Annotated in this window: 12 protein-coding genes and 1 pseudogene; 10 read left to right on the top strand and 3 right to left on the bottom strand. The window is 66.6% G+C overall.

The window, feature by feature from the left end:
• Positions 1–38: 38 nt before the first annotated feature.
• The gene (gene xylC, locus AC1RRR_RS15900; RefSeq protein WP_492814547.1) at positions 39–902 is read left to right on the top strand and encodes a D-xylonolactone lactonase; all 864 of its coding nucleotides are present in this window, start codon (positions 39–41) and stop codon (positions 900–902) included.
• On the top strand, positions 895–2,670 hold the full coding sequence (gene xylD, locus AC1RRR_RS15895) for a xylonate dehydratase XylD (protein ID WP_492814546.1): 1,776 nt from the start codon (positions 895–897) through the stop codon (positions 2,668–2,670). The genes xylC and xylD overlap by 8 nt, the downstream gene beginning before the upstream one ends.
• 175 nt (positions 2,671–2,845) lie before the next feature.
• Here xylD and AC1RRR_RS15890 read toward each other — a convergent pair whose 3' ends face one another.
• Positions 2,846–3,031 (bottom strand): hypothetical protein, encoded by a 186-nt coding sequence (locus AC1RRR_RS15890; RefSeq protein ID WP_492814545.1) that lies wholly within the window; start codon positions 3,029–3,031, stop codon positions 2,846–2,848.
• Between the two features lie 104 nt (positions 3,032–3,135).
• On the opposite strand from AC1RRR_RS15890, the gene AC1RRR_RS15885 reads away from it, so the two are divergent.
• The 4 genes and pseudogenes from AC1RRR_RS15885 to AC1RRR_RS15870 all read left to right on the top strand — a co-directional run.
• Complete coding sequence (locus AC1RRR_RS15885) at positions 3,136–4,542, top strand: pyridoxal phosphate-dependent decarboxylase family protein (RefSeq protein WP_492814544.1); 1,407 nt, start codon at positions 3,136–3,138, stop codon at positions 4,540–4,542.
• Positions 4,543–4,636: 94 nt separating this feature from the next.
• Complete coding sequence (locus AC1RRR_RS15880) at positions 4,637–4,894, top strand: hypothetical protein (RefSeq protein WP_492814542.1); 258 nt, start codon at positions 4,637–4,639, stop codon at positions 4,892–4,894.
• The gene (locus AC1RRR_RS15875; protein WP_492814540.1) at positions 4,891–5,499 is read left to right on the top strand and encodes a GNAT family N-acetyltransferase; all 609 of its coding nucleotides are present in this window, start codon (positions 4,891–4,893) and stop codon (positions 5,497–5,499) included. Before AC1RRR_RS15880 ends, AC1RRR_RS15875 begins: the two co-directional genes overlap by 4 nt.
• Positions 5,472–5,939: pseudogene (locus tag AC1RRR_RS15870) on the top strand (GNAT family N-acetyltransferase); the annotation flags it as partial. The gene AC1RRR_RS15875 and the pseudogene AC1RRR_RS15870, both read left to right, overlap by 28 nt.
• Here the strand turns inward: AC1RRR_RS15870 and AC1RRR_RS15865 are convergent.
• Entirely contained in the window at positions 5,936–8,125 is a 2,190-nt protein-coding gene (locus AC1RRR_RS15865; protein WP_492814538.1) for a TonB-dependent receptor domain-containing protein, read from the bottom strand. The pseudogene AC1RRR_RS15870 and the gene AC1RRR_RS15865 sit on opposite strands and share 4 nt — an antisense overlap.
• Positions 8,126–8,470: 345 nt before the next feature.
• On the opposite strand from AC1RRR_RS15865, the gene AC1RRR_RS15860 reads away from it, so the two are divergent.
• The 4 genes from AC1RRR_RS15860 (at position 8,471) to AC1RRR_RS15845 (ending at position 13,918) form a co-directional block, all read left to right on the top strand.
• Positions 8,471–9,907: a sugar porter family MFS transporter gene (locus tag AC1RRR_RS15860; protein ID WP_492814536.1), complete on the top strand. Its 1,437-nt coding sequence runs from the start codon at positions 8,471–8,473 to the stop codon at positions 9,905–9,907.
• A 215-nt stretch (positions 9,908–10,122) separates the two neighbouring features.
• Entirely contained in the window at positions 10,123–11,763 is a 1,641-nt protein-coding gene (locus AC1RRR_RS15855) for a family 43 glycosylhydrolase (RefSeq protein ID WP_492814534.1), read from the top strand.
• The gene (locus AC1RRR_RS15850) at positions 11,763–12,617 is read left to right on the top strand and encodes a rhamnogalacturonan acetylesterase (RefSeq protein WP_492814533.1); all 855 of its coding nucleotides are present in this window, start codon (positions 11,763–11,765) and stop codon (positions 12,615–12,617) included. Before AC1RRR_RS15855 ends, AC1RRR_RS15850 begins: the two co-directional genes overlap by 1 nt.
• 230 nt (positions 12,618–12,847) lie before the next feature.
• The gene (locus tag AC1RRR_RS15845) at positions 12,848–13,918 is read left to right on the top strand and encodes an AlbA family DNA-binding domain-containing protein (RefSeq protein WP_492814531.1); all 1,071 of its coding nucleotides are present in this window, start codon (positions 12,848–12,850) and stop codon (positions 13,916–13,918) included.
• Between the two features lie 64 nt (positions 13,919–13,982).
• Here the strand turns inward: AC1RRR_RS15845 and AC1RRR_RS15840 are convergent, their stop codons facing one another.
• The gene (locus AC1RRR_RS15840; RefSeq protein WP_492814530.1) at positions 13,983–14,663 is read right to left on the bottom strand and encodes a M23 family metallopeptidase; all 681 of its coding nucleotides are present in this window, start codon (positions 14,661–14,663) and stop codon (positions 13,983–13,985) included.
• Positions 14,664–14,756: the final 93 nt, after the last annotated feature.

Raw genomic sequence — 14,756 nt, 5'->3', positions numbered from 1 at the left:
CGAACGGCCAACACCGGTTTTACGGAGACGATGCGAGCATGAGCGCCGCTACCTGCGTTTGGGATCTGAAGGCCACCCTGGGCGAAGGCCCCATCTGGCACGGCGACGCCCTGTGGTTCGTGGACATCAAGGGCCACAAGATCCACCGCTACACCCTCGACGGCGAGACGCTGAGCATCGACGCGCCCGAGCAGGTGACGTTCCTGGCTCCGCTGGCGCCGGAAGGCGGCTTCATCGTCGGCCTCAAGAGCGGCCTGCACCGCTTCCACCAGGCCCTGGGCTTCAGGCCGCTGGTCACCGTGGAAGACCCCGCGCTGAACAACCGCCCCAACGACGCCACCGTCGACGCCCAACACCGCCTGTGGTTCGGCACCATGCACGACGGCGAAGCGACCAAGAGCGGCTCGCTGTACCGCATGGACGCGACCGGCGTGGCGCGGATGGACAAGGACATCTGCATCACCAACGGCCCGTGCGTCTCGCCGGACGGCAAGACCTTCTACCACACCGATACCCTGGAAAAGATCGTCTGGGCCTATGACCTGGCCGAGGACGGCGCCCTGTCGAACAAGCGCGCGTTCGTGAACGTCAAGCTGGGCGACGACGTCTATCCGGACGGCACGGTGGTCGATTCCCAAGGCCATCTGTGGATCGCCCTGTGGGGCGGCTTCGGCGTGATCCGCGTCTCGCCGGAAGGCGAACTGGTCGCCCGCATCGAGCTGCCCGCCCCGAACGTCACCAAGGTCTGCTTCGGCGGTCCTGACCTCAACATCCTGTTCTTCACCACCGCCCGCAAGGGCCTGAGCGACGAAACCCTGGCCCAGTATCCGCTGGCCGGCGGCCTGTTCGCGGTTCGGGTCGATGTCGCGGGCCAGCCCCAACACGAGGTTCGCCTTGTCTGATCGCACGCCCCGCCGGTTCCGGTCCCGCGATTGGTTCGATAACCCGGATCATATCGACATGACCGCGCTCTATCTGGAGCGCTTCATGAACTACGGGATCACGCCGGAGGAGCTGCGCAGCGGCAAGCCGATCATCGGCATCGCCCAGACCGGCAGCGACATCTCGCCGTGCAACCGCATCCACCTGGACCTGGTCACCCGGGTCCGGGACGGGATCCGCGACGCCGGCGGCATTCCCATGGAGTTCCCGGTCCACCCGATCTTCGAGAACTGCCGTCGTCCGACGGCGGCGCTGGACCGGAACCTGTCGTACCTGGGTCTGGTCGAGACCCTGCACGGCTATCCGATCGACGCCGTCGTCCTGACCACCGGCTGCGACAAGACCACCCCGGCCGGCATCATGGCCGCCACCACCGTCAACATCCCGGCCATCGTGCTGTCGGGCGGCCCGATGCTGGACGGCTGGCACGAGAACGAGCTGGTCGGCTCGGGCACCGTGATCTGGCGCTCGCGCCGCAAGCTGGCGGCCGGCGAGATCACCGAAGCCGAGTTCATCGAGCGCGCGGCCTCCTCGGCCCCCTCGGCGGGCCACTGCAACACCATGGGCACGGCCTCGACCATGAACGCGGTCGCCGAGGCCCTGGGCCTGTCGCTGACCGGCTGCGCGGCCATCCCGGCCCCCTATCGCGAGCGTGGCCAGATGGCCTATCGCACGGGCCAGCGGATCGTCGACCTGGCCTATGAGGACATCAAGCCCAAGGACATCCTGACGAAGAAGGCCTTCGAGAACGCCATCGCCCTGGTGGCGGCGGCCGGCGGCTCGACCAACGCCCAGCCGCACATCGCGGCCATGGCGCGTCACGCCGGGCTGGAAGTGACCGCCGACGACTGGCGCGCGGCCTACGACATCCCGCTGATCGTCAACATGCAGCCGGCCGGCAAGTATCTGGGCGAGCGCTTCCACCGCGCCGGCGGGGCCCCCGCCGTGCTGTGGGAACTGCTGCAGCAGGGCCGCCTGCATGGCGACGTCTTGACGGTGACCGGCAGGACCATGGCCGAGAACCTGGAAGGCCGGGAAACCGGCGACCGCGAGGTGATCTTCCCCTATGCCGAGCCGCTGGCCGAGAAGGCCGGCTTCCTGGTGCTGAAGGGCAACCTGTTCGACTTCGCGATCATGAAGGCCAGCGTCATCGGCGCCGACTTCCGCGAACGCTACCTGTCCAAGCCGGGCCAGGAAGGCGTGTTCGAGGCCCGCGCCATCGTGTTCGACGGCTCGGACGACTATCACCACCGGATCAACGACCCGGCGCTGAACATCGACGAGAGCTGCATTCTCGTCATCCGCGGCGCCGGCCCGATCGGCTGGCCCGGCTCGGCCGAGGTCGTCAACATGCAGCCGCCGGATCACCTGCTGAAGAAGGGCATCATGTCCCTGCCGACGCTGGGCGACGGCCGTCAGTCGGGCACCGCCGACAGCCCCTCGATCCTCAACGCCTCGCCGGAAAGCGCCATCGGCGGCGGCCTGTCGTGGCTGCGCACCGGCGACACCATCCGCATCGACATCAACACCGGCCGCTGCGACGCCCTGGTGGACGAGGCGACCATCGCCGAGCGCCGCAAGGAAGGCATCCCGGCCGTGCCTGAGACCATGACTCCCTGGCAGGAAATCTACCGCGCCCACACGGGCCAGCTGGAGACCGGCGGGGTTTTGGAATTCGCGGTGAAGTACCAGGACCTGGCGTCCAAACTTCCCCGGCATAACCACTAACCTCTTCCCTTCTCCCCCTGCGGGAGAAGGTGTCGCCAAGGGCGACGGATGAGGGGTCGCACTAAAGGAAACGCCGCGACTGGCCGATGGGCTAGTCGCGGCGTTTTCGTTCTTCAACCCCTCACCCGACCCACTTCGTGGGCCACCCTCTCCCGCAAGGGGAGAGGGAATTCCCCTAGTCCTCCGCGAACGATCGCCGCTCGGCGTCGATGCCGCTCTGTTCCAGCACGTCGTTGGCGATGGCGACCACCGACTCGGCGTCCTGCTTCGAACGCGAGACCAGCACGACCTCGTCGCCGACCGCCACGGCCCAACGGTCGCCATAGCGGCGTACGGAAAGATTTCGGTTCTGGTCGGACATCCAGCCACTCAAACGCTCAACGCAACGTCGAGCCTCAATTGGGCCAGAGCATGGCAGCTTGACCGCTTGGCCTGTGGATCCCCTCATGGTGAACGGAGGGACCCATGACATCGCAGGACTTCGAAGACGGCTTGGCGGCCATGGAGGCGGCCGCGCGGGAGGCGATCGCCTATCGACGGGGCGTCGCCGCCGCCGAGACGACGCCGGTGGCGACCTATCGCGACATGCTGGCGGTCTTCGATGCGCCCCTGCCCGAGACCCCGGACGCGCCGGGCGCGATCATCGACGACCTGATCACCCGCGCCACGCCGGGCGTCCGCGCCGCGACCGGGCCACGGTTCTTCGGCTGGGTGATCGGCAATTCGCACCCGACGGGCGTCGCCGCCGACTGGCTGGCCTCGGCCTGGGGCCAGAACGTCGGCAACCTCACCTCGGCCCCGGCCGCCGCCGCGATCGAGACGGTGGCGGCCAGTTGGCTGCTGGAGATCCTGGACCTGCCGCGCCAGGCCTCGGTCGGCTACGTCACCGGCGCCACGGTCGCCAACTTCGTCTGCCTGGCCGCCGCGCGGTCGGAGGTGCTTAGAGAAGTCGGCTGGGACGTCGAGGCCGACGGCCTGATCGGCGCGCCGCCGGTGCGGGTGTTGATCGGCGCCGACGCCCACGCCACCGTCTTCTCAGGGCTGAAGTATCTGGGCCTGGGCGCTAGGCGGGTGATCACGGTCGAGACCGATGACCTGGGCCGCATGCTGCCGTCGGCCTTCGAGCAGGCGATCAAGGGAGAAGGCCCGGTCATCGCCATCGCCCAGGCCGGTCAGATCAACACCGGAGCCAGCGATCCCTTCCTCGAGATCGCGCCGATGGCCAAGGCGGCCGGGGCCTGGCTGCATGTCGACGGCGCCTTTGGCCTGTGGGGACGCGCCGCGCCCGGCCGCGCCGACCAGCTGGCCGGCGTCGACCAGGCCGACAGCTGGGCCACCGACGGCCACAAGTGGCTGCAGACGCCCTATGACTGCGGCTTCGCCATCGTCCGCGACGCCGAGGCCCACCGCCGGGCCATGGCCATCTCGGCCAGCTACCTGCCACCGGCCCAAGGCGCGGACCGCGAGCCCTCGGCCTATGTGCCCGAGCTGTCGCGGCGGGCGCGGGGCCTCTCGACCTGGGCCATGCTGCGCCAGTACGGCCGCTCCGGCATTGCCGAGCTGGTCGAGCGCGGCTGCCGCATCGCGTCGGACATGGCCAGCGCCCTGGCCGCCGAGCCCGGCGTCGACCTGGTCGCCGAGGTGGTGCTGAACCAGTTCATGGTCCGCTTTGGCGACGACGACGCCGCCACCCTGGCCACGGTCGAGCAGATCCAGGCCGACGCCATCGCCTTCATCGGCGCGGCGACCTGGCGGGGACGCTGGGTGATGCGGGTCTCGGTCTCGTCGGCCGCCACCACCGACCGCGACGGCGAGATCACGGTCGCCGCGGTGATCGCGGCGTGGCGTATGGTTAAAGAGGCTCAAAAGTAAACGAGCCTGACCATGTAAAGAAGCTTAAGAATTTCCTAAAAAACCTGCAGTGAATTGTAAAATTCTCTTCTGGGTTGAAACTCAAAATAGGTCTATGGTTGCGGTATCGGGGGCTGTTTTATCTAGTGCGGACAGCATGTTGTCGGTGACACGAGCCCCTGTTGAACGTCCGGAATCGCCGACCCTGGTGGTCTTGGTGACGGCGCTGCAGCTCGGCCTGGTCGTGGTGGTCTGGCTCCTGGCCTTGATCCCCGCCGCGATCGCCGCCTTAACCGTCTTGGTCTTCAAAAGCGTGCGCGGCGCGCTGCGCAAGACGCCGGCTGTCCTGCCATCTTCGGAGGACCGTCGATGAGCGTTCGCCCCGCCCAGGCCCCTGATCTCGCGCCCTTGGCCCGCCTGTGGTGGCAGGGCTGGCGCGACGCCTATCTGCCGCTGGTCCCCAAGGCCCTGGCCGCAAGGCGCACGCTGGACAGCTTCATCGACCGCATGGCCGTGGCCCTGCCCCGCGTGCGGACGCTGGGACCGGTCGGCGCGCCCCTGGGCTTCCACCTGGTCAAGGACGACGAGCTGAACCAGCTCTATGTCGACGAGGAGTACCGGGGCGCGGGCATCGCCACCATGCTGGTCGTCGACGCCGAGGCGCGCCTGCTGGACGCCGGGATCGACACGCCCTGGCTGGCCTGCCCGATCGGCAACACCCGCGCCGCCCGCTTCTGCCAGAAGACCGGCTGGACCCTGGCCCGCGCCCAGACCATCCCGACCGAGATCCCCGGCGGCTGGTATCCGCTGAAGATCTGGCGCTACGAAAAACAGCTGGCCCTGACCTCGCCCTGGGCGGACCGCGCGGAGCGAGAGCTGTTCGGGTCGCGGCGCGCCGCCGAACGCGCTACGCAGGCGGAGGAACGCCTGCACCGAGTGACGCCATGGACCTCCGTCCCGCCGAACCTTCCGAACTGACCGCCTTGGCCGGCCTCTGGCATCAGGGCTGGCGCGACGCGCACCTGACGCTGGTCCCCGAGGCCCTGGTCGCCCTGCGCACGCTGGACAGCTTCACCGACCGCATGGCCGCCGCCTTGCCCGGCGTGCGGGTGCTGGGACCGGTCGGGGCGCCGCTGGGCTTCCACTTCATCAAGGCCGACGAGCTGAACCAGTTCTACCTGGCCGGCGAGGCGCGCGGCACGGGCGCAGCCGCCGCTCTGATGGCCGACGCCGAGGCGCGGCTGCTAGACCTGGGGATCACCACGCCGTGGCTGGCCTGCGCCATCGGCAACGCCCGCGCGGCGCGGTTCTACGAGAAGAGCGGCTGGACCCTGGCCCGCACCGAGGTCGTGCCCACCGAGACCTCGGCGGGCATGTTCCCGCTCGAGGTCTGGCGCTACGAGAAGGCCCTGACCTAGCCTGGCCCGCCGCCGCTGAAGTCGAACTGCTCGGGCCGCGCCTTGCCACCGCCGAAGGCGTAGCTGAAGCCGAAGAACACCGAGCGGACATTGGCGCTGCGGCGGGTGCGGTCACGCAGGGTCGGGGTCTCGGTGACCACCACCTCCTGGAACCAGTCCGCCGCGTCCTGGGCCGTGACCACGAACGACAGCTTGTCGTTGACCTTCCGGCGATAGCCCAGGTTCAGCATCTTGAACGGCTCGCGATAGCCCTGCGGGGTGATGCGTTTGCCCGAGGTGAAGACGTTGGCCTGGAAGAAGTCCTTGGGCGTGGCCTGCCAGTTCAGGTTGGCGCGGCCCGACAGGGTCGTGCCCGAACGGTTGCCGGCAAAGCCCAGATTGGCCGCGTCGATCTCGTTCCAGAACACGTTGCCCGAGAGGTTGTAGGTCAGGGTCTTGGTCAGGCGGCCGTTGGCGACCAGCTCGACGCCGCCGCTGCGGCTCTTGCCCAGGTTCTCGCGGGTGGTCAGGAAGACGCCATTGCCCAGGTTGCTGACCACGTCGGTCACCCCGTCCTTGGCGTCACGGAAATAGGCCGTGGCCAGATAGGTCGTCGGGCCCTTGCGGTACTGGTAGCCCAGCTCGAACGAGTCGGTGATCTGGGGTTTGAGGTTCGGGTTGCCCTGCCGGTAGTTGAACGGGTCGATATAGACCCGATACGGATGCAGGTCCTGGGCGCCCGGCCGCTGGACGCGGCGGCTGAAGCTGGCGCTGAGGTTCTGGTTCTCGTTCAGGCGATAGCCGGTGTGCAGGGTCGGATAGACCTTGAAGTAGCTGTTGTCGGCTCGCACCGCGTGGGTGACGTCGTTCAGGTCGATCTGCACCTGCTCGGCCCGCAAGCCGCCCTGGACGGTAAAGTCGCCGAACGGGCGCTCGTAGGTGACGTAACCGGCATAGACGTCCTGGTCGTACAGGTAGCGGTTGGTCCGCGCCGGATCGGTCACCAGGCCGCCCGTGCTGGCGCCGCTGGCCCCGAAATTGGTGAAGTCGTTGCTGGACAGCTCGAAGTCCAGGCCGGTCTTAAGCTTGACGTCCTTGGGCAGCGGCTTGACGTAGTCCAGCTTCCAGTTGGCCCGCTCCTGGTCGACGCCCAGGCCGACATGCTCGTAGACCGTCGCGCCCGGCGTGTTGGCCGTGCGGGCGTCGAAGTCGCGCTGGAAGTCGGTGACCTCGTACTCCAGGTGCGAGGTCAGCAGGTGGTCGGCGCCCTTCAGCTGCCGGCGCCAGTCGGCGCTGACGGCGGCGTTGTCGCGAGTCATCTCGCCGTCCAGGTCGCGGACATAGGCGCGAGCGCCCGCGCCGGCGGCGTTCTGGGCGGCGTAGGTCTCGTGGATGTCGCTGTCGAACTGCATGCGGCGATAGCGAACCTCGCCGCTGATGCGGTTCTGCTTGTCGAGGTCGTAGTCGACGCCGCCGCGCAGGTTGGCCATGCCGCCCTTGTTCTGGACGTCGGCGTCCTGGGTGCTGGGCAGGAAGCGGCCGCTGGCGGTGTCCAGGGTCTCGCGCTGGATCAGCTGGCGGGCGTCCTGGGTGTCGTGGCGATAGCTGGCGTCGCCGCTCAGGGTCAGCTTGCCGTTGCGGCGCGTGGCGCTGACGCCGCCGTTGTGGCGGCCCAGGGTGTCGACATTGAAGCGGAAGGTGCCGTTCGTGCCCGGCTTCATGGTCTTCTTGGTGACCAGGTTGATGATCCCGGCCGAGCCGTCCGGACGGAAGGCGGCCGACGGGTTGGTCATCACCTCGACCCGATCGATCTGGTCGGCCGGCATCGACATCAGGGCGTCGCCCTTGCCCTCGCCGGTGAACTGGTTGCTGGGCTTGCCGTCGATCATGATCGTGACGTTGGCGTCGCCGCGCAGGCTGACATTGCCGCGCACGTCGACCTCGACCGAGGGCACGTTGCGCAGGGCGTCGGCGATCGAGCCGGTCTTGGCCGTCAGGTCATTGGCGACGCTGTAGCTGCGGCTGTCGATCGAGGTGCGGGTGGCCGTGGAGTCCGACGTGATCGTCACGGCTTCAACCGAGGTCGAGCCCTCTTTCGCGGCGGGCTTCGGCGCGGCCTGAGCGGACGGCGCTGGGGCGGTCTGCGCGTGGCCAACGACCGGCAGCAACGCCGTCGCGGCGGCGAAAAGAGCAAGCTTCAGACGCACGGTATCCCCCAGAGACTCAAGGCCCCGACGCGCCGACGCTGCAACGCCGACACCGGTAACATTACAAAAAGTACATGTGTAAGATTTAGCCTTCCGATGTGTAGCGCCCCTTTCGCCCGGAAGACAAATATCTTTTCCGCAATGTTCGCCGCCGCGCGTCCTACTCATGACGTCACGGAAACTGCTATCGAAGGACCGCAGGGGTGAGTCTCGTGCGCTGAAGGGGGTCGAAGAACCGCCGCTTGCGCGCTGATACCGGTAACACTAATGTCGCCGGCAACTAGAGGTCCGACAAGGACCATAGGGCATCAAACGGGCCGGACGGGCCCAACGGGGAGGACACCTGTGGCTTCAGTTTCCAACGCTGGCCCTAGCGCCGGCATGAGCGCCGATGGGGGCAAGGTCAATATGGCCTTCGTCGCCGGCATCGTCGCCGTCGCCACGATCGGCGGCTTCATGTTCGGCTATGACAGCGGCGTCATCAACGGCACGCAGGAAGGCCTGAACAGCGCCTTCAAGCTCACCGCCTTCGGCACCGGCCTGAACGTGGCCGCCATCCTGATCGGCTGCGCGATTGGCGCCTTCGCCGCCGGCCGCCTGGCCGACGTCTGGGGCCGCCGCACGGTGATGATCATCTCGGCCATCCTGTTCATCATCAGCGCTCTCGGCACCGGCGCGGCTCACACCTCGACCATCTTCGTCATCTTCCGCCTGATCGGCGGCCTGGGCGTCGGCGCGGCCAGCGTGCTGTGCCCCGTCTACATCTCGGAAGTCACGCCCGCGAACATCCGCGGCCGCCTGTCGTCCGTGCAGCAGATCATGATCATCACCGGCCTGACCGGCGCGTTCCTGGCCAACTACATCCTGGCCCACACCGCCGGCAGCTCGACCGCCGAGTTCTGGCTGGGCCTGCCCGCCTGGCGCTGGATGTTCTGGATGCAGGTCATCCCGGCCGGCGTGTTCCTGGTGTGCCTGCTGGGCATCCCGGAAAGCCCACGCTACCTGGTCGCCAAGGGCAAGGAAGCCGAGGCTGAAAAGGTCCTCTCGCGCCTGTTCGGCGCCGGCGCCGGCGCGGCCAAGGTCGCCGAGATCCGCGCCTCGCTGAACGCCGACCACAAGCCGAAGTTCTCGGACCTGCTGGACCCGGCCACCAAGAAGATCCGTCCGATCCTGTGGGCCGGCCTGGTGCTGGCCATCTTCCAGCAGTTCGTCGGCATCAACATCGTCTTCTACTACGGCTCGGTGCTGTGGCAGTCGGTGGGCTTCACCGAGGACGACAGCCTGAAGATCAATATCCTGTCGGGCGCGCTGTCGATCATCGCCTGCCTGGCCGCCATCGCCCTGATCGACCGCATTGGCCGCAAGCCCCTGCTGCTGATCGGTTCGGCCGGCATGGCCGTGACCCTGGGCGTCCTGACCTGGTGCTTCTCGACCGCCACCACGGTCAACGGCGCCCTGCACCTGGACGCCAGCGTCGGCCCGATCGCCCTGATCGCCGCCAACCTGTACGTGATCTTCTTCAACCTCTCCTGGGGTCCGGTCATGTGGGTCATGCTGGGCGAGATGTTCCCCAACCAGATGCGCGGCTCGGCCCTGGCCGTCGCCGGCTTCGCCCAGTGGATGGCCAACTTCGCCATCTCGTTCAGCTTCCCGGCCATGGCCAAGCTGAGCCTGGCCGCGACCTACGGCTTCTACGCCGCCAGCGCCGTGGTCTCGTTCTTCCTGGTCCAGAAGCTGATCCACGAGACCCGTGGCAAGGAACTGGAGGCGATGGAGGGCTAAACCCCGCCATCAGCCGACGACAAGAAGCGCCCGGGGTCATCTCCCGGGCGTTTTTTTGTGCGGATTTTCGGGGGCGCATCGTTGTTACGGCCCTTTGTAGCGTTTTGGAAAAACGTCATAGAAATCAAACGCAACAAAGTATGACACCGGTGGACAGTGGAGCGCGCTTGCCGCTAAGTGACCGCAACCAAAGTACTCGTCGGGAGGAATACCCCATGGTCGATATCAATCGTCGCGGCGCGCTGGGCTCGCTGCTGACCGGCGCCGGCCTGGCCGCCCTGCCCGCCACCTCCGAAGCTGCCCCAATGGCAGGAATGGGCCAGATGGGCCTGCTGCCCGCCAAGAGCACGACCGGCCCGACCTGGGTCAAGGGCGTCGAGGGCCAGCGCAAGGCCGACCTGGGCGACGGCACGTTCCTCAATCCGATCCTGGCCGGCGACCACCCCGACCCGTCGATCCTGAAGGACGGCGACGACTACTACATGACCCACTCGTCGTTCGACGCGTATCCGGGTCTCTTGATCTGGCACTCCAAGGACCTGGTGAACTGGACCCCGGTCACCACGACGCTGAAGACCAATGTCGGCTCGATCTGGGCGCCCGAGATCTGCAAGCACAAGGGCCGCTACTACATCTACCTGCCGGCCAAGATGCCCAACAACAACACCAGCTACGTGATCTGGGCCGACAAGATCGAAGGCCCGTGGTCCGAGCCGGTCGACCTGAAGCTGCCGCGCTATATCGACCCCGGCCACATCGTCGACGAGAAGGGCGACCGCTGGCTGTTCCTGTCGGGCGGCGACCGCATCAAGCTGGCCCCCGACGGCCTGTCGACGGTCGGCGCGCCCGAGCACGTCTACAACCCGTGGCGCTATCCCGACACCTGGGACGTCGAAGGCTTCTCGCCCGAAGGCCCCAAGGTCATGAAGCGCGGCGAGTACTTCTACCTGGTCACCGCCGTGGGCGGCACGGCGGGTCCGCCGACCGGCCACATGGTCATCGTCGCGCGTTCGAAGTCGCTGGCCGGCCCGTGGGAAGACCATCCGCGCAACCCGATCGTGCGCACCGTCGACAACAGCGAGAAGTGGTGGTCGCGCGGCCACGCCACCCTGGTCGAGGGCCCGACGCCGGGCGACTGGTGGACCGTCTATCACGGCTACGAGAACGGCTATTACACGCTGGGCCGCCAGACCCTGCTGGCCCCGGTGACCTGGACCGCCGACGGCTGGTTCGACGTGGGCGGCGGCGATCTCTCGCAACCGATCAAGAAGCCCAAGGGCGGCAAGGCTGGCCCGCACGGCATGGCGCTGTCGGACGACTTCCAGGCCGACAAGTACGGCGTGCAGTGGAACTTCTTCGATCCCAAGCCGGGCGAGCACCAGCGCCTGACCCGCGCCAACGGCGTCATGACCCTGAAGGGCGCCGGCGAGGCCCCGTCCAGCGGCGCGCCGCTGATCTTCGTCAACGGCGACCAGGCCTATGAGATCGAGTGCGAGATCGAGGTCGACGCCGACACCCGCGCCGGCCTGATCCTGTTCTACGATCGCCAGCTGTATGCGGGCCTGGGCTTCGATGCGAAGAACTTCGTCACCCACCAGTACGGCATCGAGCGCGGCCGCCCTGCGAACCCGCACGGCGCGAAGATGCTGATGAAGCTGATCAACACCCGCCACATCGTCAGCTTCCACACCAGCGGCGACGGCGGCCAGACCTGGAAGCGCTTCGACCGCGGCATGGAAGTCAGCGGCTACCACCACAATGTGCGCGGCGGCTTCCTGATGCTGAAGCCGGGCCTCTATGCGGCCGGCAAGGGCTCGGCGCGGTTCAAGAACTTCAAGTACCGGGCCCTGGCGTAATGCGCGCCGCCCTCCTGGCGGCGGCGCTCATCGCGCTGCCGCTGACGGCCCAGGCTCAAGAGCCGATGTTCAAGGCCCCGAAGATCGTCCTCGTGGGCGACTCCACCACGGCCGTGAGCAGTGGCTGGGGCGGCAGCTTCTGCGCCAAGCACGTCAGCTCGAACGTCGCCTGCGTGAACCTGGGCCGCGGCGGGCGGTCCACTCGGACCTATCGCGAGGAGGGCTCGTGGGCCCTGGCCCTGAAGGAGATGACGTCGGGCGGCTTCGCCAAGACCTATGTCCTGATCCAGCTGGGCCACAACGACCAGCCAGGCCGGCCCGAGCGCTCGACGGACCTGGCCACCGAGTTCCCGGTCAACATCAAGCGCTTCGTCGACGAGGCCCGCGCGGCCGGCGCGACCCCGGTGCTGGTCACGCCGCTGATCCGCCGCCAGTTCAAGGACGGCCAGGTCCATGACGACCTGGCCCCCTGGGCCGACGCGATCCGCAAGGTCGCCGCCGAGACCGGCGCCCCGCTGGTCGACCTGCACAAGCTGTCCAAGGACGCCGTCCAGGCCATGGGTCCGGTCGAGGCGTTGAAACTCGGCGAAGCACCGCCGCCCGCCGACGTCGCGGCCGCCGCCAAGTCCGGCACCACCACCGGCGCGGCCTTCTACGAACCCGCCATCCCTGGCGCCGTCGTCCCACCGCGTCCGCCGGCCGCTCCGCCCTCGCCGCCGAGCGCGATGGGCAGCTTCAAGCCGGTGTTCGACTACACCCACGTCGGCGCCGAGGGGGCGGACGTGTTCTCGGCGATGGTGGCCAAAGCCCTGGCGGCCGCGGTTCCCGAGCTGGGGCGGCAGCTGCTGCCGTAAGAGAAGTACTCCCTCTCCCATAGGGAGAGGGTCGGGGTGAGGGGCTATGGCGTCAGCCGGAGTGCCGGCACGCCGTCAACCGACGTAACCACTCACCCTCCCACCGCTACGCGGCGGGCCCCTCCCTCTCTCAATGAGAGAGGGGTTTTGATTTCCGCAACTGGTGTCTCGCGTCGCAAGCTTGACGGTAATCTTCACGAGCAACACACTCGCGAAGCGAGGACTCGGCCATGTTTCCATTTGGCTTAGCGGAAGTTCCAAAAAGGCAAAATGTTGAGCGCGGAGCCACGACGGCCACTCAAGCCCAACTGATGCGACAGCGTTCGGAAGGGCCGTGGATGAAGCGCGATCGCTGGACGGAAGCCGACATAGTTGGGCTACCAGTAGGGGAACACGACGAATTTGAACGCAAGAGCGGTCAACTGTTCGAGGATCCCGAAAAATTCCTCAATGCGTTCGCCAAAGCTCTATCCGCGTTTGCGAATACCGGCGGCGGCTCTCTTGTCCTTGGCGTAGAGGATGGCGGCGCAATTTCGGGCATTGAGCCATTGCGCGGGCGCACACCAACACGTGAATGGCTCGAACAGAAGATCCCAAACCTTTTAGAGCACCCATTGAGTGATTTTCGAGTTCACACTGTTGAACGCGATACGCCATCAAAAATACCGGAAAATAAAGATGTTATTGTTGTCGATATCGGCGACAGCGCACTTGCACCGCATCAAGATAAGAGGAGTAAAATATACTACCATCGCGTTGGTGGTCATTCGAAACCAGCATCGCATTTCTACCTTGAATTATTACGAAGCCGACTTACCAATCCATCTCTCGATTTCCGCTTAACCGGTTTTCGCGTAAAAAGTGCCGACAAACATAGCCCAGGACCATTTATCCAATGTGAGCTTGAACTTGAAGTAGAGAATGTTGGTCAAGTTGCCGCTTACAAATGGGGGCTTCGAGTAAGGAATATTGGCCATCCGCTTCTCGACAGAGACATGACACTCGCGGACCGGATAATTTTTGACAGCTCCAAATTCCCCATCAAACGAGGGGGAACAACGTCAATATCCTTAGACAGCACCATCTTGCCTGGAGACTATCACACAGTTACGCGAGCAATCGGCTTACAACTTCTGTCTCCAGAGCAGCTTCGCATGCAACTACAGGAAATGCTTGGACCACTTAGCATTGGTTTTGCGCTGGCTACCGAGACCTCGCCGGGCGAACCAAAACAAGTGTCGATCAACGATGTTTGGGACATCGATCAAACGGTTCAGGCCATCGAACAATTTCTGACTTAGCCGCTGGCAGCGGACGTTTCGGACGGAAGCGACGGATTGAAACTGGAAGCTCGCCGTTTTCGCGTCAGTCGGCGGCCGTGTCCTGGCTGACCGCCACCATCCTCGGCGTAATCAGCCCCGCCGCGTTCACGCGATCCCCGCCCGGCGCCAGGATCTCCAGGTGCACGTGGTCGGTGATGCCGGGGTAGTGGCTCTGCAGGCTCTCGACCTTGCCGATCGCATCGCCCAGGCGGACCGCTTGGCCGACCTCGACGTCCGGGCTCACGTAGAACGACCGTGCGGCGTAGCCGAGGGCCGGGTTGGTGATCTCGACGAACTTCAGGTCGGTGTCGCCGGCATAGGCGTAGCCGATCTTGGTGACGTAGCCCGACATCGGGGCGCGGACGGTCTGGCCGGCCTGGGCGACATAATCGACGCCCTCGTGGGCGCGGCTGCCGCCGTCGCGGCGGGCGCCGAAGAAGCCGTCGCCGAAGTCGTCGTGGCCGCGCGGGGCCGCGCCGGTCGGGTTGGCGAAGTCGCTGGCCCCGTCGCCGTCGATGTCGGCGCCCTTCCAGACCAGCTCCATGACCGGCGGGGGCGCGGCCTTGGCCGGGGCGATGCCGGCCAGCAGCTTGACGATCGGAGACGGGGTCGGATGGCGCGAGACCGGACGCTCCATGGCCGCCACCACCATCGGCGCGAAAACGACCGCCAGGCCCAGGGCGCACCGCAGGGCGGCCGGCGTCTTCGCGATCGATGCGGTCATGGGGGACTTTCCGGCTGTGAGCGTGTGGCCGGCAGATATGGATGGGTTAACGCGCCTTCGCCATGCGACCGGACGTCGCGAAAATTCATGCTT

This window comes from Caulobacter sp. GW821-FHT12D05, from assembly GCF_058807295.1.
The sequence above is the reverse complement of the archived record's forward strand: the minus strand, read 5'-3'. Positions and strand labels throughout refer to the sequence as shown.